Origin of the sequence: Bradyrhizobium sp. 521_C7_N1_3 (assembly GCF_052075975.1) — a bacterium.
GTDB classification, from domain to species: Bacteria; Pseudomonadota; Alphaproteobacteria; order Rhizobiales; family Xanthobacteraceae; genus Bradyrhizobium; species Bradyrhizobium japonicum.
In genome coordinates this window covers 3,134,202-3,154,315 of the sequence record NZ_CP197232.1, presented here as the reverse complement: position 1 = coordinate 3,154,315, position 20,114 = coordinate 3,134,202, and the positions used below count along the sequence as shown (strand labels likewise).

General features: G+C 62.1%; 18 protein-coding genes. 7 read left to right on the top strand and 11 right to left on the bottom strand.

The features are described from left to right. Positions 1 to 4: 4 nt before the first annotated feature. A complete protein-coding gene (locus AB7008_RS14590; protein WP_041954402.1) occupies positions 5 to 1,042 on the bottom strand; it encodes a class 1 fructose-bisphosphatase in 1,038 nt (345 codons plus the stop codon). Positions 1,043 to 1,161: 119 nt separating this feature from the next. On the opposite strand from AB7008_RS14590, the gene AB7008_RS14585 reads away from it, so the two are divergent. Together AB7008_RS14585 and AB7008_RS14580 are read left to right on the top strand one after the other, a co-directional pair. Continuing rightward, positions 1,162 to 2,139, top strand: a complete 978-nt coding sequence (locus tag AB7008_RS14585) for a LysR family transcriptional regulator (protein ID WP_264622083.1) — start codon at positions 1,162 to 1,164, stop codon at positions 2,137 to 2,139. A 384-nt stretch (positions 2,140 to 2,523) separates the two neighbouring features. Continuing rightward, complete coding sequence (locus AB7008_RS14580) at positions 2,524 to 4,914, top strand: TonB-dependent receptor (RefSeq protein ID WP_441258950.1); 2,391 nt, start codon at positions 2,524 to 2,526, stop codon at positions 4,912 to 4,914. 83 nt (positions 4,915 to 4,997) lie between these two features. On the opposite strand, the gene AB7008_RS14575 is transcribed toward AB7008_RS14580, so the two are convergent. The 6 genes from AB7008_RS14575 to AB7008_RS14550 all read right to left on the bottom strand — a co-directional run bounded on the left by AB7008_RS14575 (position 4,998) and on the right by AB7008_RS14550 (position 9,854). Next, a complete protein-coding gene (locus tag AB7008_RS14575; protein WP_014497279.1) occupies positions 4,998 to 5,198 on the bottom strand; it encodes a hypothetical protein in 201 nt (66 codons plus the stop codon). A gap of 139 nt (positions 5,199 to 5,337) precedes the next feature. After that, on the bottom strand, positions 5,338 to 5,757 hold the full coding sequence (locus AB7008_RS14570) for a DUF4118 domain-containing protein (protein ID WP_441258949.1): 420 nt from the start codon (positions 5,755 to 5,757) through the stop codon (positions 5,338 to 5,340). 140 nt (positions 5,758 to 5,897) lie between these two features. Then, entirely contained in the window at positions 5,898 to 7,091 is a 1,194-nt protein-coding gene (locus AB7008_RS14565) for an MFS transporter (protein ID WP_441258948.1), read from the bottom strand. A gap of 51 nt (positions 7,092 to 7,142) precedes the next feature. After that, complete coding sequence (locus AB7008_RS14560; protein WP_441258947.1) at positions 7,143 to 7,763, bottom strand: TetR/AcrR family transcriptional regulator; 621 nt, start codon at positions 7,761 to 7,763, stop codon at positions 7,143 to 7,145. A gap of 1,373 nt (positions 7,764 to 9,136) precedes the next feature. Next, complete coding sequence (locus tag AB7008_RS14555; protein WP_248881754.1) at positions 9,137 to 9,343, bottom strand: hypothetical protein; 207 nt, start codon at positions 9,341 to 9,343, stop codon at positions 9,137 to 9,139. Beyond that, the gene (locus tag AB7008_RS14550) at positions 9,327 to 9,854 is read right to left on the bottom strand and encodes a hypothetical protein (RefSeq protein WP_248881753.1); all 528 of its coding nucleotides are present in this window, start codon (positions 9,852 to 9,854) and stop codon (positions 9,327 to 9,329) included. The genes AB7008_RS14555 and AB7008_RS14550 overlap by 17 nt, the downstream gene beginning before the upstream one ends. 256 nt (positions 9,855 to 10,110) lie before the next feature. Here AB7008_RS14550 and AB7008_RS14545 point away from each other — a divergent pair, with 256 nt between their 5' ends. After that, positions 10,111 to 11,664: a winged helix-turn-helix domain-containing protein gene (locus tag AB7008_RS14545; protein ID WP_441258946.1), complete on the top strand. Its 1,554-nt coding sequence runs from the start codon at positions 10,111 to 10,113 to the stop codon at positions 11,662 to 11,664. Positions 11,665 to 12,140: 476 nt separating this feature from the next. On the opposite strand, the gene AB7008_RS14540 is transcribed toward AB7008_RS14545, so the two are convergent. After that, entirely contained in the window at positions 12,141 to 12,524 is a 384-nt protein-coding gene (locus AB7008_RS14540; RefSeq protein ID WP_014497285.1) for a universal stress protein, read from the bottom strand. A gap of 684 nt (positions 12,525 to 13,208) precedes the next feature. Here AB7008_RS14540 and AB7008_RS14535 point away from each other — a divergent pair. The 3 genes from AB7008_RS14535 to AB7008_RS14525 all read left to right on the top strand — a co-directional run bounded on the left by AB7008_RS14535 (position 13,209) and on the right by AB7008_RS14525 (position 14,370). Beyond that, positions 13,209 to 13,388 (top strand): hypothetical protein, encoded by a 180-nt coding sequence (locus tag AB7008_RS14535; RefSeq protein ID WP_430649097.1) that lies wholly within the window; start codon positions 13,209 to 13,211, stop codon positions 13,386 to 13,388. A gap of 211 nt (positions 13,389 to 13,599) precedes the next feature. Next, complete coding sequence (locus tag AB7008_RS14530; protein WP_248881750.1) at positions 13,600 to 13,824, top strand: hypothetical protein; 225 nt, start codon at positions 13,600 to 13,602, stop codon at positions 13,822 to 13,824. A 219-nt stretch (positions 13,825 to 14,043) separates the two neighbouring features. Then, positions 14,044 to 14,370 (top strand): hypothetical protein, encoded by a 327-nt coding sequence (locus tag AB7008_RS14525; RefSeq protein WP_028158120.1) that lies wholly within the window; start codon positions 14,044 to 14,046, stop codon positions 14,368 to 14,370. Between the two features lie 6 nt (positions 14,371 to 14,376). On the opposite strand, the gene AB7008_RS14520 is transcribed toward AB7008_RS14525, so the two are convergent. The 3 genes from AB7008_RS14520 to AB7008_RS14510 form a co-directional block, all read right to left on the bottom strand. Next, positions 14,377 to 15,078 carry an NUDIX hydrolase gene (locus AB7008_RS14520; protein ID WP_441258945.1) on the bottom strand — a complete coding sequence of 234 codons (702 nt, stop codon included), beginning with the start codon at positions 15,076 to 15,078 and terminating at the stop codon, positions 14,377 to 14,379. 205 nt (positions 15,079 to 15,283) lie between these two features. After that, the gene (locus AB7008_RS14515) at positions 15,284 to 16,621 is read right to left on the bottom strand and encodes a hypothetical protein (protein WP_441258944.1); all 1,338 of its coding nucleotides are present in this window, start codon (positions 16,619 to 16,621) and stop codon (positions 15,284 to 15,286) included. A gap of 473 nt (positions 16,622 to 17,094) precedes the next feature. Next, the gene (locus AB7008_RS14510) at positions 17,095 to 18,504 is read right to left on the bottom strand and encodes a lipopolysaccharide biosynthesis protein (protein ID WP_441258943.1); all 1,410 of its coding nucleotides are present in this window, start codon (positions 18,502 to 18,504) and stop codon (positions 17,095 to 17,097) included. Positions 18,505 to 18,672: 168 nt separating this feature from the next. On the opposite strand from AB7008_RS14510, the gene AB7008_RS14505 reads away from it, so the two are divergent. Further along, entirely contained in the window at positions 18,673 to 19,452 is a 780-nt protein-coding gene (locus AB7008_RS14505) for an FkbM family methyltransferase (protein ID WP_248881746.1), read from the top strand. Positions 19,453 to 20,114: the final 662 nt, after the last annotated feature.

The window sequence follows — 20,114 nt, the reverse complement described above, 5'->3', positions numbered from 1 at the left end:
TCGCTCACAGCCGGAAGAAGCCGCGCCGCGCGAACAGCGGTGCGGAGATGCTGGCGACCAGCAACGGATCGCAATGCAGTTCCTCGACGCGACGCACCTCGTTGCTCGAGCCCATGATCAGCGGCACGCGCTGGTGCAGGCTCTGCGCCGATAGCTCGAGGATGCGCTCGCGCCCGGTCGTGGCGGAGCCGCCGGCCTGCTCGATGATCATGGCCATCGGGTGCGCCTCGTAGGTGAGGCGCAGGCGGCCGTCGCCATAGCCGGGGCGCGCGTCCGAGGGATAGAGGAACACGCCGCCGCGGGTGAGGATTCGGTAGGCCTCCGCAACCAGCGAACCGATCCAGCGCATGTTGAAATTGTGGTTGGCGGGCCCTTCGACGCCGGCAAGACATTCGTCGACGAAGGCACGGATCGGCGAATCCCAGTGGCGGCGGTTCGACGCATTGATCGCGAATTCTTCGCAGGTCTCGGAGATCTGCACGGCGCTGCGCGCGAGGCGGAAGCAGCCCGCCTTGCGGTCGAGCGTGAAGATGTCGACGCCGTCGCCGAGCGTCAGCACCAGCGAGGTCTGCGGCCCATACGTGACGAACCCCGCAGCAAGCTGCGCCGAGCCGCGCTGGTGGAAGGCGAGAGCCAGGTCATCCGGGGCGGGCAGGATCGAGAAGATCGTGCCGACGGTCATGTTGATGTCGATGTTGGAGGAGCCGTCGAGCGGATCGATCGCGACGCAGATTTTTGCCTCGCGGTCGCCGATTTGCGGCTCGCGCATCTCCTCCGACGCGAGCGCCGCGATCGGCAGTCTGCTGAGACAGCGGCGCAGGATCGCATCGGCCTGGAGGTCGAGGTCGCGCTGGAGATCGCCGTCGCTGTTGCGGCCGGTGGTCAGGCCCGATGCGTCCGCGAGATCGCCGGTGGCAATGAGGTCGGCGATCTCGATCGCCGCCGCTGCGATGGCGTCGACTGCGGCGGCCACGGCCAGCGCGTGCGGCGCCGTCTCGGAATACCGTTGAAGGTGGTCGTCCAACCTGAGTTGCCCGGTCATCTGCGTCCATCCCCTTGCGGGCGCCGCATCCAGTTCCCTCCCCGCTGGAGGTCGGTGCAGTCGGTCCCAACACGAGGAGATTGACAGGGGCGGCTTAATAAGGAAAATTTCTATTCATAATGAGCGCCAAAGAATTTTCTTATAATGGCCCCGGGCACGCAGCGGCCCAGCTCCGGCATCTGACGATCCGGCAGCTGCGCTCGCTTGCGGCGCTCTCGGCGAAAGGCAGCGTCACCGCGGCCTCGGGCCAGCTCGGCCTGACCCAACCTGCGGTCACCCAGCAGCTCCGGCAGCTTCAGGACCTCGCCGGCCTGCCGCTGGTGCAGCGGACCGGCGACGGCATGCTGCTGACGGAGGCAGGCAGGGAGGTGCTGGCGCTCGCCGAGCGCGTCGAGGCCGCGATCATGGACTGCCAGGGCGCGCTCGATCTGCTCGCTGGACGGACCGGCGGCACGGTGCATCTCGGCGCGGTCTCGACCGCGAAATATTTCGTGCCGCATGCGATCGCGGCGTTCTCGAAGCGGCATCCGAAGATCGAGATCAAGCTCACGATCGGCAATCGCGAGGAGATCCGCGAGGCCATGCACGGCTACGATCTCGATTTCGCCGTGATGGGTCGGCCACCGGCCGACGTCAGCGTCGACGTGCGTCAGCTCGGGCGCAATCCGCACATCATCGTCGCACGCAAGGGACACTGGCTGGGGAAGGATTCCGGCCTCAACCTGACCGACCTCGTGCACGAGACCTTCCTCACCCGCGAGCCGGGGTCAGGGACGCGCACGCTGATGGAAGGCATGTTCCAGAGATCCGATCTCGAGCCGATCATCGGCATGGAGATGAGCAGCAACGAGACCATCAAGCAGGCCGTCATCGCCGGGCTCGGCATCGCCTTCATCTCGGCCCACACGGTGGCGCATGAGCTCGCCGAAGGTCGCCTCATCGTGCTCGATGTCGCCGGCTTGCCGATCGTCCGGCAATGGTACGTGATCCGCCGCAGCGACAAGGTGTTGCTGCCACCGGCGCAGGCGATGTTCGATTTCCTGGGCTCCGAGGGCTCGAACTATTTGCCCGACGTGCCCGAGTTCGGCGGGCAATAGTCCGCCAATACTCACCCCATCAGCTTCATCGCAATCGTCGCGGCCAGAATGACGATGATCTGGAGCAGACGCTCCGTCGTGAAGATACGGTTGAAGGTGGTCATCGCTTGCCCGGCCGACGCAGGAGATCTCGATCGGTCCGGTGCTAGCACACGCGGGCGCCGAGATAACTCCGTAGTCGCCACGGATCCTGCCGGCGCGCCGAAACATGTGATCGCTTGGAACCCGACGAGTTTCGAACGATTCAAATCATCCTGCGCGGAATGGCCGCGGGGTCACCGTGTTCATGCACACAGTGACTTCGCGTGCACGGATGCGCCTTGCCCCGCATCCGGCCGCGCAATGGGGAATTCGGGTGAGTTTTGCAGAGTGAGGGGGGGCGCGATGAGCCACATCGCCGCCGCGGGAGAGCTGTTGCCTGCCGCAAGCTACATGTCCAAGCGCAATTTTTCGGGTATCGGAGGCGTGTTGACCGCGCTGATGACGTCAGTTGCGTTCTTCGCCAGTCCGCAGGCCCTTGCGCAATCCACGCCCGCACAGGGCGTGACGATTCCCTCCGTCACCGTGACCGCGCCGGAAACACAGCGCCGTACCAATCCCGCTTCGGCCGCACGCCGGTCGAGCGGTACGCGGACGCGCCGGACGCAAACGGCACGGCGGCCGGAGACGACCGCCGCGCCACAGCCCTTCGCGCCATCGCAGGACGCGCGCACCGGCACGGTCGGCTATTTCGCCAACAGCACCTCCGTCGCCACCAAGTCCAACACGCCCATCGTCGACATCCCGCAATCCCTGTCCGTCATTACCCAACAGCAGATCCGCGACCAGAACTACCAGGGCCTGACCGATGTCACCCGCTACGTTCCGAGCGTTGCCGTCCACCAGGGCGAAGGCAATCGCGACGAGCTCGTCATCCGCGGCGTCGATTCCAGCGCGAACTTCTTCGTCAACGGCTTCCGCGATGACGTGCAGTATTTCCGCGACATGTACAACGCGCAGAGCATCGAGGTGCTGAAGGGCCCGAGCGCGCTGACCTTCGGCCGCGGCGCCGGCGGTGGCGTGCTCAATCGTACCCTCAAGGAGGCCGACGGCAACCGCATCTACCAGGCCACTGCACAGACGGGATCATGGGGCGACCGCCGCGTCACGCTCGATGCCGGCCAGGCCATCAACGAGAACGTCGCGGCGCGGCTGAACGTATTCTACGAGGGCAGCGACGCCTTCCGCGACTTCAATCATCTCGAGCGCTACGGCATCAACCCGACCGTCACGCTGAAGCCTGATGATTTCACCAAGATCAAGCTGTCTTACGAATATTACCACGACGGCCGCACCGCAGATCGCGGCAATCCCTCGCAGAGCCTTCCCGGCGGTGTCACGCGCTTCAATCCGACGACGCCGTTTGCGCCGAACGGCAATCTCCAGACGTTCTTCGGCAGCCCCAGCCTCAATACCGCGCAAGCGACGGTGCAGACCGGCATGGCGATCATCGAGCACGATTTCCAGAACGGACTATCGGTGCGCAACGGCACGTTCGCGGCCGACTACCAGAAGTTCTATCAGAACGTCTATCCGACCGGCGGGCCGCTCGCCGGCGCCGTCAATGCGGCCGACACCGCAGTCAACCTTGGCGCCTATCAGCACACGACCAACCGCGACAATTTCTTCAACCAGACCGACTTCACCTACAAGGGCTGGACCGGCCCGATCGCGCACACGGTGGGCTTCGGCACCGAGTTCGGCCGCCAGACCGGTGTCGACATCCGCAACACCGGCGTCTTCCCGAACGGCACCAGCACCATCGTTCAGAACCCGTTCGCGCCGACCTATTTCGGGCCGGTCAACTTCGTTCACCACTTCACTGGTACCAACACCGACGGCGTCACGACACCGGATTCGAACAGCAAATATGCGTTGAACGTCGAGTCCGGCTACCTGCGCGATACCATCGAGTTCTCGCGCGCGCTCCAGCTCATCGTGGGCACGCGGTTCGACCGCTTCGAGATGTCGGCACTGGACATGAACACCAACCTCAACCGCAATCGCACCGACAATTTGGTGTCGCCGCAGGCGGCCGTGCTCCTCAAGCCGATGGAGACGATGTCGGTCTACACCGCCTACAGCATCTCGTATTTGCCCGCCTCCGGCGACCAGTTCTCCTCGCTCAACGACGGCACGCTGATCCTGCAGCCGCAGAAGTTCGAGAACACCGAGGTCGGGATGAAGTGGAACATCAACCCGAAGCTGTTGTTCTCGACGGCGATCTACAACCTCAACCGCACCAACCAGCCGATCGCGGACGGCAACAATCCCGGCTTCTTCCTGCCCTCCGGCAGCACGCTGACGCGCGGCTTCGAGGCGAGCCTCGTCGGCTACGTCACCGAGCAATGGCAGTCCGTGCTCGGCTACGCCTATACCGATGCGAAGATCACCAGCGCGACGTCGGCGACCGTGGTGCCGGGCAATCGCGTGCAGCTCGTGCCGTACAATCAGTTCGCCTGGTGGAACAAGTACCAGTTCACGCCGATGTGGGCGGCCGCGCTCGGCATCATCTATTTCGGCGATTCCTTTGCGTCGTCGGATGACACGGTGAGACTGCCGGGCTTCGTGCGCTTCGATGCCGGCGTCTACGCCACGATCGATGCCAACTGGCGGGCGCAACTCACGGTCGAGAACATCTTCAACCGCGGCTATTGGGCGTCCGCCGACGGCAACAACAACATCTCGCCCGGCCAGGGCCGCACCGTGAGGGTTCAGGCGAGCTACCGGTTCTGACGGCCATGGCGCGAACGTCTGCGTCCCATCGCGTGTCGTTCGCGCCGTTCGTCATCGATACGAATACCTGTGATGGTTAACGATCAGGCAGCGCGCTGGACGGCGGCGTAATCCGCGCGCGCGGCGAAATAGGCTTCCAGCTCCGACAGCGCCCGCGCTTCCCACTCGCTCGCCTGCTCCAGAAGCGACCAGCTCTGGCCCGGGCGGAATGCAGCGGTCTGGCGATAGAGCGATGCGATGCCGCGATAGCGGCGCACGTTCTCAAAGATGGCGTGACCGTTCATGTTCAAAAACTCCCTCGTCATTCCCGGGGGAGAAATTGCGGCTAAATCTTTTTCGAAAAGTTAGCGGCGCGGACCAAGCTCGCGGATGGTTGCCGGACTGTTGCGCCGGCGCAACGCGCCGCTTCCGCGCGAAGCGGATTTATTGCGAGTTCGTTGCCGTGCTCTCGCCCGAGGGCTTCAACCCGCCGCGGCTGATCATTGCCATCGTCTCGCGGCAGAGATCGGCAAGGCCGATCAAGAGCGCCGCGAGCAGGCAGAACAGGTTGATGGAATCCGCGCCCGCGCTGGAGAGCGGCATGAACTGGAAGAATGGCGGGATGAACGCCCACCATACCAGCGGAACGGTGAGCAGCGCGGCGAACGCCGCTGCCGGCGCGCCCGCGATGATTCCGAGCACGAACAGGCTGGGCAGGAACGCCGCGAAATAGAGCTTGGCGCCGAGCGCGACGCAGACGCCTTGAAGCGCGGCCGACATGGCGACGACGACAAATCCGAGCAGAAACGCCTGCCATGACCATGGCCGTACTCGCGGTACGCCAACCAGTCCCGCACGCCTCATCAGCCTCCCCCTGCCGCCCGTTAACCGGGCTCGCTTGCGACCAAAGTACTACAGCCGCAGGGAAACCGCGAGACGGAAATCGCACGGTGTTGGGCTGCGTATCCAGGGCTTGGTAAACGGCCGCGGGCACGATCGTACCGCTACTCTGTCGCCGCATAGAGCAAGCCTGCGACGGGCAGAGCAAGGCCAATGGCCGACGCCAGCGTCCAGCCGCCTTGCGCGAAGGCCCAGGCGCCGACCGCAGAACCGGCAGCGCCGGCGGCGAAGAACGTCGCCATATAGAGGCCGTTGAGGCGGCTGCGGTGCTCATGCCCGAGCACGAAAATGGCGCGGAAGCCGAGCACGACGTTCCCCTGGACACCGATATCGATGGCGATCGCGGCCACGACCAGGCAGGCGAGATTCAGCGTCGAGCCGGCCGCGCCGACATAGGTCACCAGGAAGCCGGCGGCCGCCAGCAGCATGGCGACCAGCGTCGCGATGCGGCTATGGCCGCGGTCGGCGAGCCGTCCCGCGATTGGCGCGGCGAACACGCCGGCGACGCCGGCGAGCGCGAACAGCGCGATGCCGCGCTGGGAGAAGCCGAATTCGCTGGCGAGCTGGAGTGGCGCCACCGTCCAGAACAGGGTGAAGGCACCGAACAGGCTCGCCTGATAGAGCGCGCGGCGCCGGAGCAGCGGCGTGGTCCGGGCCAGATGCGGCATCGACAGCAGCAGCGTGCCGTAATGCATGCGCGCGACCGGCTTGCGCCTGGGCAGCGTCGTCCATAGCACCGCCGCGAGCACGATCATCAGCGCGGCGGAGATGAAGAACACCGCGTGCCATGACAGCGCTGCCGTGACGAAGCTCGACACCGGCCGTGCCAGCATGATGCCCAGCATCAATCCGGTCGAGACGTTGCCGACGACGCGGCCGCGAATGGCTTCCGGCGCAAGGTGCGCCGCGTAGGGAATGATGATCTGCACGGCGACCGAGCCGAGGCCGATGAATAGCGCGGCGATCAGGAACGGCAACGCGTGGGTGGCGAACGCGGCGGCGAGCAGTGAAGCCGCGCCGAGCGTGATGACGGAGCAGATCAGCGCGCGGTTCTCGACGAGGTCACCGAGCGGCACGATGAAGAGGAGCCCCACGCCGTAGCCGATCTGCGTCATGGTGACGATCAGTCCGGCCGCCGCGTGCGAGAGGCCGAGCGCGGCGCTGATCGGGGCGATCAGCGGCTGGGCGTAGTAGATGTTGGCGGCGACCATGCCACAGGCCGCGGCCAGCACGAAGGTCAGTCGCTGCGACACCGCATCCGGCCCGGGCGCGGTCTCGATCGTGGCATTCATCGTCATTCCAACAGACTCCAGATATCGGGAATGATCATTCCCTAATAGGACATGAATTCAGGCGAGCAGTTTCATCGCGACGCCGACCAGGCGCTCGCCGTCGAGCGGCAGGCGCGCCTTGCCGACGACGCGCATTCCCTGCGTGATGCAGATCATCAGCCGCGCGGTGTCGTCGGTCGCAACATGGGCGGGAATCGAGCCATCGGCCTGGCCCTCGCGGATGAGGCCGGCGATGAAGGCCTCGTTGGTCTCGAGCTGGGCGTTGACGCGGGCACGGACGCCCGGATCGAGCGCGGCGAGCTCGACCGCGCCGCCGACCACGATGCAGCCGCGACGGCCCTCGATCCCCTGGGAGTGCTCGACATAGGACAGCAACATATGGCGCAGTCGCTCGCGACCATTGGTGCCGCGCGCGGCCGCGCTGCGGGTCTGCTCCCGGCGCACCGTGGCATAGCGCTCGAAAGCGGCCAGGAACACGGCCTGCTTGTCGCGAAACGCCTTGTAGACGCTGCCGGTGGCAAGCCGCATCGCGGCGGTCAGGTCGCCGATCGAGGTGGCATGATAGCCCCGCTCGCAAAATACGCGTACGGCGCGGTCGAGCGCGGTGTCCATGTCGAATTCCCGGGGACGGCCGGGTGGACGGGCGGCAGGCTCGGGACGGCGCGCGGCTTTTTGCATTGCGGTGTAATAGGGAATGATTGTTCCCGAATCAAGGCACGGAGTTGTGATGGGGACGGATGGAGGGCACGCTCTCTTCCCATCGTCATTGCGAGCGCAGCGAAGCAATCCAGAATCCCTCCGCGGAAAGCCTCTGGATTGCTTCGCTGTGCTCGCAATGACGGAGCAAGGGGCATCGGCGTCGTCCTCTCAGTACCACTGTCATTCCCCGCTAAAGCGGGGAATCCAGTACGCCGCGGCCTCTCGGCTCAATCGCAGCCGTCTCTGGAATACTGGATCGTCCGGTCAAGGCCGGGCGATGAAAGCGAGTGTTACAGACACACCATCGCCTTCTCGCGGCGCATTTCGCCCGAGCTTTGCCTGGTCACTCCACCCTCGAAGCCAAGAGGGCGCAGGGAAGGCCGGGTGCTGACCTCGCACCCGCGGTCCGCTGCGCGAAAGGTAGCGCAAGGAAACCGCACAGCAGCATACAGGTGGCGCCAATCACTCGGCCTTCCCTGCGCGATGGTTGGACGGCTTATGCCGTGCTCTCCCGGGAGCCGAATTCCTTCTGGCCTCCCTCACGCTTGCGAAAGTCGCCGACAGCGCGCCGGTTGACGCGACTGCCGCATCCGCAAAGCACTTGACCGTAGCAACGACGGCCAGGACCACACGGTTTTGCCGTACGCACGGCCCGCCATGTCGCCGCAGTTTTTCCAGCCCTGTCGACGGAGCCGGAAACTTACAGACGAGACGAACCTGGCAGCGCCGCTCATCCGGCACGAAGTCTTGGGCTCACGGAGAGCAATCCGCCCTGCCTAGCCTCTCGCGCCCAACGCTGCCGCGTCCACCGCAACCCGGCTCGCGTATCGTGACGACACAAGATCGCCCCTCTTGGTGAGCCGGGATGCGCGACACATACGCCGTTTCCGAATTTCGGTAAAGCGGAATATTCTTGCAGGCGCGGCTTGACACCGGCGCAGCTCGGAATGCCCCGGTGTTTTGCCCGACGGCCGGGGCCGGCGGCACGCCTGTGCGGAGTGGCGGCGGCATGCCCCACCGCATCAACACCATCCTGCGTCTGCGTTGCCGACGACCGGCGCAGGATAGTCGGGAAACACGTCGGCCATCGATGCGAGGTTGCCGACGTATCGGTTGGCGACGCGAAACACTGCGGCGATCGCTACCTCGCGCACCGGGCAGGATAGATGCCATCAAAACGGTGTCAGCAATGCCGCTTTAGCCACACTTACCCGTAAGGACCTGATCTTGAAACATAGGAGAGTACGTCATGCCGTCGAGCGTTCAGCCGCGAAAGCATGTTGGCGAACTGAACGAGAGAAAAAATTGCGAGGAATTCCAAAATCATTTCGAAAAGCCTCCGGGTTCGAAAATTAGCTGTCGTAAAACACGCCCCAGCCCGGAGACCGCAAATCTAAAACTGTTTGTTGCGGCGTAAACGTAAAATGGAACAGTTCAACGATGAAACAATAAATCAGTTGCTTTTCGGCAACAGCATGAGGAGATTGCAGTGTTCTCGAAAACACGCTGTCATTGCCGCCGATCGCCACCGTCGCGCCAGCATCATCCGTACGGTTCATCGAGTGGCGGCTCGCCGCACTTGTCGGCCATCTCCTGACCGACGCGAGCGATTTCGGTGCGCACCTCGAACACGACGCGCTCGATGCTGCGACGGATAGCAAGATCGCCGCGCGGCGCACACCGCGAAGGCATGCTCGACAACGCGGTCAGGGTGACGCCAGCGATGTCGTCGACCAGGGCGTCGACATCGATCCGACGCACAAGTTCGCGCTTCTTCTCCATCAGCCGGAGTTGCAGCATCTCGGTCTTGACCCTGACGTGATCGGCATCAGCCTCACTGCGCGGCGATTGCCGCCGCTCGCGCCGCAAGTAGCGGGGGTAGGCAACGCGGCTCTGGTCGAGCGGGAAGCCGTCACCTTGCCGCTGTATCACGCCTTCGGCTTCGAGCTTGTCGATGTAGGCCCGGCTGCAATCGAGGTGCAGCGCCAGTGCCGACGCGCTGACGATCTCGGTCTTTCTGGGTCGCGGTCGAGGGACAGGCTTGGTGGCGAGCGCGACGGTCTCGGTCATCAGCGTCATTCCTATTGCGTCGCGGTAGGATAGCTCACTTCCGCTTTCGGCGGCAGAGCAGACCATGCCCGGACTTGCCGCTGGCCAACCCGGTCGCGAATGACCAAAACGGAGGCTGGGCTCCGCTGCATCACATGAGATGCCACGGCTCAAACCCGTTCAACCATCGGTTTACATGTTTCATGCCAGCGGCTTATCCTTTGGGTGCGCAAAGATGCCTTCCTGCGAAGGGAGGACACCGTAAGGGGTTCGCAACTTGCGCTATCGCTTCGAGGAATTCGCATTTGACATCGACCGACGCGAACTGCATCGCGGGGCAGAGGTCGTTTCCATTACACCGCAGGTGTTCGATCTGCTCGAATACCTGCTCCGAAACAGGGAGCGCGTCGTCAGCAAGGACGACCTTATCAACGCCGTCTGGAGCGGCCGCATCGTATCCGATGCCGCACTTACGACACGCTTGAATGCCGCGCGAAGTGCAATTGGCGACAGTGGAGAGGAGCAGCGCCTCATCAAGACGCTTCCGCGCAAGGGCTTCCGTTTCGTCGGACAGGTGCAGGAGACGCGAGAAGTTGCGGCCTCAAATCCGGGTGAAGTCGCGCCCGAGAGCGCTCCTGCGCTTCCCGACAGGCCCTCCATCGCCGTGCTGCCGTTCGAGAACATGAGCGACGATCCCGAACAGGAGTATTTTGCGGACGGAATGGTTGAGGAGATCATCACCGCGCTTTCGCGGTTCAAATGGCTGTTCGTGATCGCCCGCAATTCCAGCTTTACCTACAAGAGCAAGGCGGTGAACGTGAAGCAGGTCGGGCACGAGCTTGGCGTGCGCTATATCCTTGAGGGGTCTGTGCGCAAGGCAGCGGGGAAAGTTCGCATCGCAGGGCAGTTGATTGACGCGGTGACCGGCGCACACATCTGGGCGGATCGGTTCGAGCGCGACCTGACAGACGTTTTCGCGCTTCAGGACGAAGTGACGGTCGCCGTTGTCTCAGCTATCGAGCCAAAATTGGTTCAAACGGAAATCGCAATGGCGGCGCGGCGCCGACCGGAGAGCCTCACCGCCTATGATTTTTATCTCCGCGCTCTGCCGCAGTCTTACCTGGCGACCCGCGAAGGGTTGGCCGACGCGATCAGGTTGGCTCACCGCGCCTTGGAACTGCACCCTCGGTTCAGCGGTGCCGCGGCTCTCGCAGGTCTCTGTCACATGCGAAACGTCCTTTTCGGCTATGCTGACGATCCCCAATTCGGCCGCAGGGAAGCCGTTCGGCTTTCTCGCTTGGCATTGAGCGTCGACGATAGTGATCCAGATACGTTAGCAGCGGCTGCTGTAATCTCGGCGTTCATGATTGGCGATTGTGAAAGTGAGATCGAACTGGCTGACCGGGCAGTTGCGCTCAATCCCAATTCATTTGGCGCATGGTCCGCCAGAGGCTGGGTCTGTAGAACTGCGGGGCTACCGCAGGAAGCTGTCCAGAGCTTCGAACGTGCCATTCGCGTGAACCCGATAGACCCGCTGCTACATTCGTCGTTTGTCGGGATGGGCATAGCTTTGATCGAGCTTCGTCGCTTTGACGAGGCCATCGTCGCAGGCAAGAAAGCCCAACGCCAGAGATCCTCCTATTGGCCGGCTTACTGCTGTCTCGCGTCCGCTTTCGCCCATCTCGGGCGCGAGGCTGAGGCCCGTGAGTTGGTGGCGCGTCTGCTTGAGTTCGATCCCGCCTTTACAATATCAGCGTTCATCGTGCGGGGCGGGCAATCAAACGCGAAGCTGTTGATCGAGGGCCTTCGGAAAGCGGGCTTGCCCGAATGAACCTTGCTCGCGGCATCACGAATTAGAATGCAACTGCAACCACGGGTTTTCTCGAGCGAGATTGCCTCGAGGGGAGCGGTCGCGCGGTCCCCGCGCTTTGGGGCGCTCTCCAAAGGACCCTGCCGACCGATTGCGGAGGGACCGCTACAACTTCACACGCCCGGATAGCGTCACGCGCCGCACGTCATCACGATCACGAAAACTGCCAAGTTTACCTGTTCCGTTAATTTTTCATTAACCGGGTCCGCGCACCATCGATCCCGTTCTGAGGGGACACTGCGTCGCTTCTTGTCTTGTCGCCACGCATCGTCACCACGACGCGACCGTGCGTCAGCATCAAGCGCACGACCCTCACCAATCCCTCCCGCTGGTTTCCGGCGCGGACTTTGGCCGCCATGGACGCATAGCGGACCATGCCCGGACGAGCCGCTGGCCATCCCGCTCGCGAGTGCCCCATCTTCGAGCGGCCTGCACATTCACCGACAAACCAGTACGGGGGTTTTCGCGTAGGTCAGCACCTTGTTTGTCACACTGCCGATCAGAAGCATGGGAAGTCCGCTGAGCCCATGCGATGACATTACAATGAGATCGCAGCCTTTTTCCTCGGCTGTTGCGATGATGGCTTCATGAGGTGGCACGTTCTCCAGCTGAATTGTCTCGCAGGAAACGCCAGCCTCCTTGGCCGCATTTGCCGCGCAATCCAACACGCTCGCAAAGTCGCCCGTCACTGCAAGAAGCGAGTCCACAGCGTAGATTACGGAGACCTTGGCTCCAACGGATTTCGCCAACGCCAACCCATGCGCAACCCCACGCCCCGCTAGCTTCGACCCATCTGTCGGAATGAGAATATGCCGGTACATGCTTCACCTCCCGATTGTCTGGACGTATCGCTGAGCCCGTCACATCGGCGTTGTGCGAGCCACCGCGCGGGCGTGTCACCATTACACCGGGCAGAGCGGCGAACCCCGTGCGCTCCTCGATCTCAGAACGAGAACACCACGATTGCCGCGAGCACCGTCGAGCCGATGCCAGACAGCACGATCAGAGTCACAAACAACCGGTCAGCCACAACACCACGCTACCACTTGCGCGTTTTGCGAGCATACATCCCCTGCGTGAGGCCTGCACTGTCACGAACTGGAACACGGTCGTCAGATCGTGGGGCGGATGTTCCTAAGGAGTGGGCCGCCGATAACTCCCTGCAATTCCCGGCGGCCCCTGTCGGTCACTCCCAATGCCTCTGCCCAATGACAGTAGGCGTGACCGCCCACTGAGGCTCAGCATACCGAGCGAGTATGACGGGTGAAATTGATCTCGATCAATTGTCCCCCGGAGGCGGCAGACGTCAGCACCAAGCAGCCCGGCAGGCCTTCGCCCTCAGCCGGCGCGCTGGCACTCTCCTTGCTGCTCGTCCGCCAATCCCTCAGACCCGCAGTGGGTCTGTTTCATAGTGAGGCGATCCCATGCAATCGACGTCCCGTTTCGAAGCGACCATCCCGGCACAGCTCCACGTCCTGATCTCCGATCTGCGTTGGCGGACGCAAATGCTCGACGCCGACATTCTGGAGGAAGAGCGGAGGGCCGGGATCTCCGATCCAAACAATCTCGCCTACCCGATGCTCGCGCAGAACCTGAGAGCCCGGCGCGACAATCTCCAGGTGAGCATCGCGATCCTGGAAAACCGCATTGAAAAGCGATCAACCGAGTGGCCGAGCGCCGCCTGACGCGGATCGTGCCGGGCCCGACCAGGCAACGCGACGGCATATGCATAAGGGCGCGGGCGATGGGCGATAGCCCTGTCCGCGCCGGTCAGCGCGCGGGAACCCGCGTTGCCGTTTTGCAACGGTTCCCCACCGTCTGAAGCCGGACAAAAGAAACTCCCATTCCAGCCACGAACCCCGCTCACAACGCCGTGAGACTAGCAGGGGAACTACGATGCGTGCACAGCGCGTTTGGAAAGTGAATGGGGCCGCCAGCATCGGGCAGCTCCAATCGAGACTGGATGACCTGAACAAGCGTCTCGGTCAGCTCGAAAGCCAGCATCCGGAGAGTTGGAAGCTCGAAGAACTGAGATCCAGCGCGCTCAACCTGTCGCGCGAGATCGACGACATCCGCTGCGCCGAGGCGACGGCGGCCTTGAGCGAGCTGCTGCGGAAATAGCCAGGCGTGCGGTGCGCAGAACGCGACGATTCGCGAGCGACGCGAGGAACCAACGCCGCGCACCGCCATTGCCATGCAGAGCATGGAGCAAAATCATGACCAGGCACCTGACGCGAGCCCATCTCGCGCGCGGGGTGGCCGGCGCTGTGTCCACGCTGGTCCTGTGCGCGACGGCGGCATTCACCATCGCGCACCACTTCGCGCTGTGAGGGATTTCGCATGACGTCCGATCCCGAGGAGTCGGTAAGGCTGCTAGGTTTTGGCGAGATGACGTTGCGCACCGCCGTCGCGACGCTGATGGCGCTCGCGCCGCGCGAGCGATCCGACGCCGCCATCTTCCGCGTCCGCGACGGCGTGCGTTTGGCCTCGAGCGAGATCGCCGAGCTTGCCTCCGACTGGGGCATGACACCAATGGCTGAAGTCAGGTCTCCAAGCCTCGTCCCGGACCAGCACTGGCCGGACATCGTTCGCGGCATGGTGCGCGAGGCGCCACTGCCGGCACTGATGGTGGCGTTCCTGGTGGGCGTGCTGGTGGCGCGGCGGTAGGCAATACTACGGGCGCGCCGACAGCCTGCTCCAGATTCCGATCGCTTCGAGCGTGTAGCTGTCCTTGATCTCACGCAACAGGATTTTCGACCAGATTGCATCGGCCGGCATCAACAGGGTCCGGGTGATGACCTCGCGTATCTCGGGTAACCGCTCCCGATGGCCGATCACCGACGCATGCACGATGTGGACTTCGTTGTCCATCAGGCCGGTATCCGTCAAGACGGTTCCGATCAGCCGCGGCTCGACGCCGACGTACCCGGTCTCCTCCTCCAATTCCTTCAAGGCATTTGCTTCCAGCCCGATGCCCGGTTCGGCGAATCCGCGCGGCAGTTCCAGCATAAGCCGCCCGATCGCATGCCGCTCCTGCTCGACCATCACGATGTCGCCGACGTTCCCCAACTTCGGATCGGCGATCGTGGCAACGACCACGACATTGTGCCCACCCAGCAATTGACCGCGCGAGACGACCCGAAAATAGGGATGGACGATCGTGGCCGGGCCCTCGCCCACCTCGACCAGGTCGACGAGCACGAGCACGTAGTCATTGGAGAAGGCAAGCCCGAGCGCGACGCCATGCTCGCGCGCGTAGTTCTCCAGGCGAGCACGGTCGAGCACAAGCCGGCGATAGCGGCGCGGCTCGAACAATTGGGGGTATTTGGCGAGCACGTCGAGATAGGCCTCGATGCCGGCTGCTGGATCGACCATGATTTTCCCTGGTCAGAGATGAAGAGACGTGGGCCTGCGAAGATTGGCATGGGCTGTGAAGATTGACATGGCCTGTGAAGATTGACATGAGCCTGCCGCTGCCACCAGCAGGCCAGTGAGCCACGATCACGGTCGAGCGGCTTCTTGTCGTTTTGGCGGCGATGCCTTGCGGTGCCGCCCGGTTTTGGCAGGGGTACACCGCAGTTCAATTGTCCCGATCCTTGACCTCGAGCCCGCCGCCCTGCTGATCCGGACGCAATTGATCCCTCGACGGCGCTATCTCGGTGCCCTCGAACGACAGGCGGCTACGAACCTCCCGAGCAATCTTTGCGGCGGTTTCCGCCCAGATTTTGCCCTGGAAGACGGGCTGCTTCATTTCATATTTCAACCCGCCTCCCTCGAGATAGACGACTGCGTGAGCGACGAGAGGCACCATTCCTCGCGACAGCGAGTGTTCGCTGACCGGATCCTCGGGCAGATGCGGCAAGCCGAACGCGTGCCCAGCTTCCGAGGCGACCATCTCGAAAATGCCCAACGCACTCAGCCGAACCTCCCAACGCTCGGTGGCTTCGCGGAGGCGAGTGTCGCGCTGGATCTGGCCCAGACGCTCAACCACGTTTCCCAGCGAACCGGAGACGCGCCGAATGGACTCCAATGGATCCTGAACGAATTTCTGCTCCGACATCGGCCGCTTGTTGTCCGGCAGATTCTCGACGGCGATCTCATGATGCAACGCCCATATCGGATCGTTCCTGACCGCTATGATGTCGTCCAGGCTGACCGAACCGATATCGGTCAATTGAACGGCCTGACTGGCGATGTCCAGACCGACCCCGGCAACAGCCATCATGAGATCGTGCAACTCCTTCTCGTCCACCTCCTTGATGCCTTCCGTGAGTTCCTTGATCTCCTGCAAACACTCACGACTGGTCGATCCCTGGGACGTGACGACATATCGGTTGAGAACATCGGGCAGATTGACGTTGTACTTGAGGTCCGCGAGCGCCTTGATCTGCATCGCCAGCGGTTTCTTGAGATCAAAAACCAGGTGATCCTTGTGCAGGCCGTCCACGCAGACGAACTTTTGGTAGATTTCCTTGCGTTTGACCGGACGACCGGTCTCGTCCTGCACCCGATTGGCAAAATCGCGAACGTCCTTGAGCATCTGCTTGATGCTCTCGTCATCGAACGTTGAAAGCGAGAAATCCTTGCGAAGGAGATCGGGCCTCAGATCGTCGATCGTCTTGAAGAAACCTCCGAAGCGCTTGGAAATGTGGTCCGTGATCAGGGTTCCGTTTCGCCTGTCGTCCCAGCTCAATCTCAGCTTGTTCGTGTTTTTTGACTCGGCCCTGGTCCAGTAATCCTCGACGTCGCGCGACAGGTCCGTGCCCTTGAAGTCCGAGAGTTGCCGCTCGTCGTAGAGGAAAGGGACGATCGCGCGATCCTGCACGAGTCTTTCAAATGACTCCGGCTGCGAACCTGCGCCGAGATAGAGTGCCTTGACCGCCTCGTTGTGGAGGAGGTACGCGCGATTGACCACCACCGAACGCAGCGTCAGCAGCGCCTTGAAGAACTCCGTCTTCATCGCCGGCTGAATCCGCTCGGCGTAGGCGGACAGCGGCTTGGCGCTCTCCGCAGCTTCCTGGGCGATGTCAGGCGGGGCCCATTGGTCATCGAGACATTGGGCAATCCCGGAAAGCTGGTCCAAATTGTTCGGGGTCAATTCCATGGCGCAAGGCCTTAAGAAGAAAAAAACAATGCGTCATTGTGTATTACAAAATGAATGCGAGCTTAAGTTGAAATTGCCGACCGCCCGAAAAATTGAAGCGAACCCGAATCCAACGACTGTATTCGAACCCGGTGCCCCCGCACCGCACGTCACGCCATCAAAGCGCTGCTCGAAGGGATGAGCGTTGCGAGCCATGCCGCTTGAACTTTAGGAGTGACGCGACCGGCTTACCGCACTTTCCGCCACCACAGGCGGTTCGCTGGAACCGCCAGCGCACCCAGCAGCCTTCATGCGACCTCTCCGGTTTCGGTGCGGATCAATCCGAGATGATGAACCGGCTTTGGCGCGGCCACACCGTTCCGATTCGAAGCGCCTCTCAGCAGAAGCAGACAAACGGCCGTTCTCAGGAGATAGCCGATGGCTCCGCCAGCAGACATTGCGTAGATGATATGCAGCGGATCCCATTTGTCGTAAACGCCGAGCAGGATAGGCGCGAACACAAGGAAGGTTCGCACCGAGTCGATTATGAGCCCGAGACCTTGCCGACGCAGCAGGCTCGGCACCTCCTGTACCGGAGTTGACAGGGCCTGTGCGGCGCCCGTCAGCGCCAGCGCTGTCATCAGGTTTCCTGTCAAAATCCAATCGGGGCCCAGTAGCGGACCGACAAAATAAGGCGCCGCGGCTCCGATCGCCAATGCCGGCAAAGTTATGAGAGCGCCGGCGAGCAAGACAAGAAATACTCCACTCTTGTAGGAATGTTCACTTTTGCAGCGCTCGTTTCCCTTGGTTGCCTCGCTGACAAATACATTGCTAAGCGGCAGCGCAACCAGGCTGATGGGACTCGAAAACAACCGCGCGGCGACACCGAAGTGTCCTGCCATGGATGTACCGAACAGCGACCCGATGAGAATGGCCGGGAGGTTGATTATCCCGAAGTTCAGGATTGTCCCAGGCAAGTCGAACAGAGGAAATTTGTATTCGCCTCTGGCGACGGCCATCAAGTCCTTCCATGGAACTCGCGTCACGCGACACACCTCGTTCCATGTGAACACGCGGATGCTGAGAAAACCGATCAGCACCAGCTGGCTCAGTATGTGTGCCAGCACCATTGAATCGCCGCCCCACTGAAGGAGACCAAAGCTCACTTGCGATAACGCCATGAAAACCGGAGCGACAAGTTTGCCAATGGCAAAATCGCGAAGTCGACCGCGGCTGAGGCTCCAGCAGTTCAAGGCCTCGACGATGCCCGTTGTTGCCATGCCAATTGGCACAAGATAGACGAGCGCAAGCAGCCGCTCCGGCGCTGACGGCGCCAACAGAACGCCTGCCCCGGCGGTGAGCAGGCTCGTCGAAGCGATTGTCACAATTACAAGCTTGAACGCGGCATATGCCTGCTCCCCTATCGCGACCACATAGAGCGATACGTTAAGCCGGAGTGCAGCGGCTGCCGCCAGGATATTCACGATCCCGAGATAGATGGTGAAAACGCCAAAATCCGACGGTGAATAGAGCCTCGTCAGGAGCGGAATGCTTGCAACTACCGTGAGCTGGCCGATGATGGAGAGAAGGGAGACACCGGATGCGGCATAGACAAGTCGTCCCATCAACTGACGAGTCGGACTCATTTCGGCATTGCTTTCATCGGTTGTGGGCATCGAAAGACTATCGCGGGCGCACTCCTCGCTGGCATCATTCATTCGCATGAGGCGTCGATATCGGGATACCCCATAATCTTGGGGCGGTCGGGCAGTGTGCTTGTCCCGTACCGCATTGGAAATTTGCGGCCGGAACCATGTGGCGCCCGCTTGTGCCGGTTACTTCGTGTATGCACTTGCGACCCGTCTGACTGAGAAGGATTGGCGACGATGATCAACGTCCAACTTCGGGGATTGCTCAAGCGGACAGTCAGACTGTGCGGCTACGACGTTCACCGCTTTGACCCGGTACGATACGAGCCATACGATCAGTCGAGTGTTACCGAGGGCAAGATCGTTCGATGTGCCATTGACGGGAGCGAGGTGTTTTTTTTCGTGGTCGATGAGCAAGACACAATACAGCAAGAGCACCTGCATCAACGGTTCTATGAACCGGAAGAACTCGAGATCATCAAAGGCGCGTTTCGTGGCGGGGTCTTCCTGGACGTTGGAGCCAATGTGGGAAACCATTCACTGTTTGCGGCAATGTACCTTGGCGCATCCAAGGTGATCTCCGTCGAACCAAACCCTATTGCCCACGGCATTCTTCGCGCAAACATCGGTCTCAACGGCCAACACGACAAAGTCACCCTTCTCCCCGTTGGCTTGTCGGACGAGCGCTGCCTTGCGTCCATAAATATTCCACTCCACAATCTCGGTGGCGGAATGCTCGCTCCAGGCGCTGCCGATGCACGCATTCAGGTTTACACTGGAGACGAATTGCTGAGCGGATCAACTGTCGATTTCATCAAGATCGATACAGAGGGGATGGAACTGAACGTTATCAGGGGATTGGCAAATACGATCAGACGCGACCGTCCAAGTTTGTTTGTCGAAGTTGAAGACAAAAACGTCGATGCGTTTCTGCAACTGATGAAGACATTTGAATACACGATTAAAGGTCGGTATCGCCGCTACAACACCAACGAGAATTTCCTCGCTGTTGCCTGAGCAGGGCTTGCTGAACAGGTCTTGACCGACAGGTGTTGCTAAACAGGTGTTGGGGCATGCCGCCCGAGGTGGCGGAGATCCTCCACAAGACCGTCGACAAGGCGGGGAGCAACCGAAGCTGACGGCGCCGCTGTACGGCGGCATCGAGGGCTGACGACCCGGGCCGAGTTCGGCAAGCTGGTCGCGGACGGGACCGAAAAGTGGCGCAGGCTGGCGGTTCGCCAGTAAGTCGGTCGACCAGGCAGGCCCCCGCGGGGCGGGTAATTCGCCAACGAGACATCGACGGACGGCCAGTCCCTTCCAATCGAAAATCTCGAAAAACCCCGTTCACAGGTGAAATGACGGCTTTGGCACTGTTGGCGGCACCGCGAGAAACAGACAATTCATTCGGGGCTATCAAAGGGAGACCCGGTAGCCACAAGCCGGAGACCTCTGCGTCATATCGCGCGGTTCATCCTGATCGGCCTGTATACGGGCACTCGGGCAGGCGCGATCGCATCTGCGTCGCCATATGCGGTAACTGGGCGCTCCTACGTGGATCTGGAGCGCGGAATCTTTTGTCGCAAGGCCATTGGCAAGCGCACGACCAACAAGAAGCGCCAGACGCCAGCACCGATACCGCCACGGCTGCTCGCCCACCTTCGGCGCTGGTGGAACCGTAA

What these genes read in the sequence shown, in the direction of transcription:
- AB7008_RS14575 (WP_014497279.1), bottom strand. Translation starts at nt 5,198, where the DNA reads ATGAACGGTCACGCCATCTTTGAGAACGTGCGCCGCTATCGCGGCATC.
- AB7008_RS14580 (WP_441258950.1), top strand. Translation starts at nt 2,524, where the DNA reads ATGAGCCACATCGCCGCCGCGGGAGAGCTGTTGCCTGCCGCAAGCTAC.
- AB7008_RS14540 (WP_014497285.1), bottom strand. Translation starts at nt 12,524, where the DNA reads ATGTACCGGCATATTCTCATTCCGACAGATGGGTCGAAGCTAGCGGGG.
- AB7008_RS14530 (WP_248881750.1), top strand. Translation starts at nt 13,600, where the DNA reads ATGCGTGCACAGCGCGTTTGGAAAGTGAATGGGGCCGCCAGCATCGGG.
- AB7008_RS14535 (WP_430649097.1), top strand. Translation starts at nt 13,209, where the DNA reads ATGCTCGACGCCGACATTCTGGAGGAAGAGCGGAGGGCCGGGATCTCC.
- AB7008_RS14585 (WP_264622083.1), top strand. Translation starts at nt 1,162, where the DNA reads ATGAGCGCCAAAGAATTTTCTTATAATGGCCCCGGGCACGCAGCGGCC.
- AB7008_RS14510 (WP_441258943.1), bottom strand. Translation starts at nt 18,504, where the DNA reads ATGAATGATGCCAGCGAGGAGTGCGCCCGCGATAGTCTTTCGATGCCC.
- AB7008_RS14555 (WP_248881754.1), bottom strand. Translation starts at nt 9,343, where the DNA reads ATGAACCGTACGGATGATGCTGGCGCGACGGTGGCGATCGGCGGCAAT.
- AB7008_RS14525 (WP_028158120.1), top strand. Translation starts at nt 14,044, where the DNA reads ATGACGTCCGATCCCGAGGAGTCGGTAAGGCTGCTAGGTTTTGGCGAG.
- AB7008_RS14565 (WP_441258948.1), bottom strand. Translation starts at nt 7,091, where the DNA reads ATGACGATGAATGCCACGATCGAGACCGCGCCCGGGCCGGATGCGGTG.
- AB7008_RS14590 (WP_041954402.1), bottom strand. Translation starts at nt 1,042, where the DNA reads ATGACCGGGCAACTCAGGTTGGACGACCACCTTCAACGGTATTCCGAG.
- AB7008_RS14520 (WP_441258945.1), bottom strand. Translation starts at nt 15,078, where the DNA reads ATGGTCGATCCAGCAGCCGGCATCGAGGCCTATCTCGACGTGCTCGCC.
- AB7008_RS14570 (WP_441258949.1), bottom strand. Translation starts at nt 5,757, where the DNA reads ATGAGGCGTGCGGGACTGGTTGGCGTACCGCGAGTACGGCCATGGTCA.
- AB7008_RS14505 (WP_248881746.1), top strand. Translation starts at nt 18,673, where the DNA reads ATGATCAACGTCCAACTTCGGGGATTGCTCAAGCGGACAGTCAGACTG.
- AB7008_RS14560 (WP_441258947.1), bottom strand. Translation starts at nt 7,763, where the DNA reads ATGCAAAAAGCCGCGCGCCGTCCCGAGCCTGCCGCCCGTCCACCCGGC.
- AB7008_RS14550 (WP_248881753.1), bottom strand. Translation starts at nt 9,854, where the DNA reads ATGACCGAGACCGTCGCGCTCGCCACCAAGCCTGTCCCTCGACCGCGA.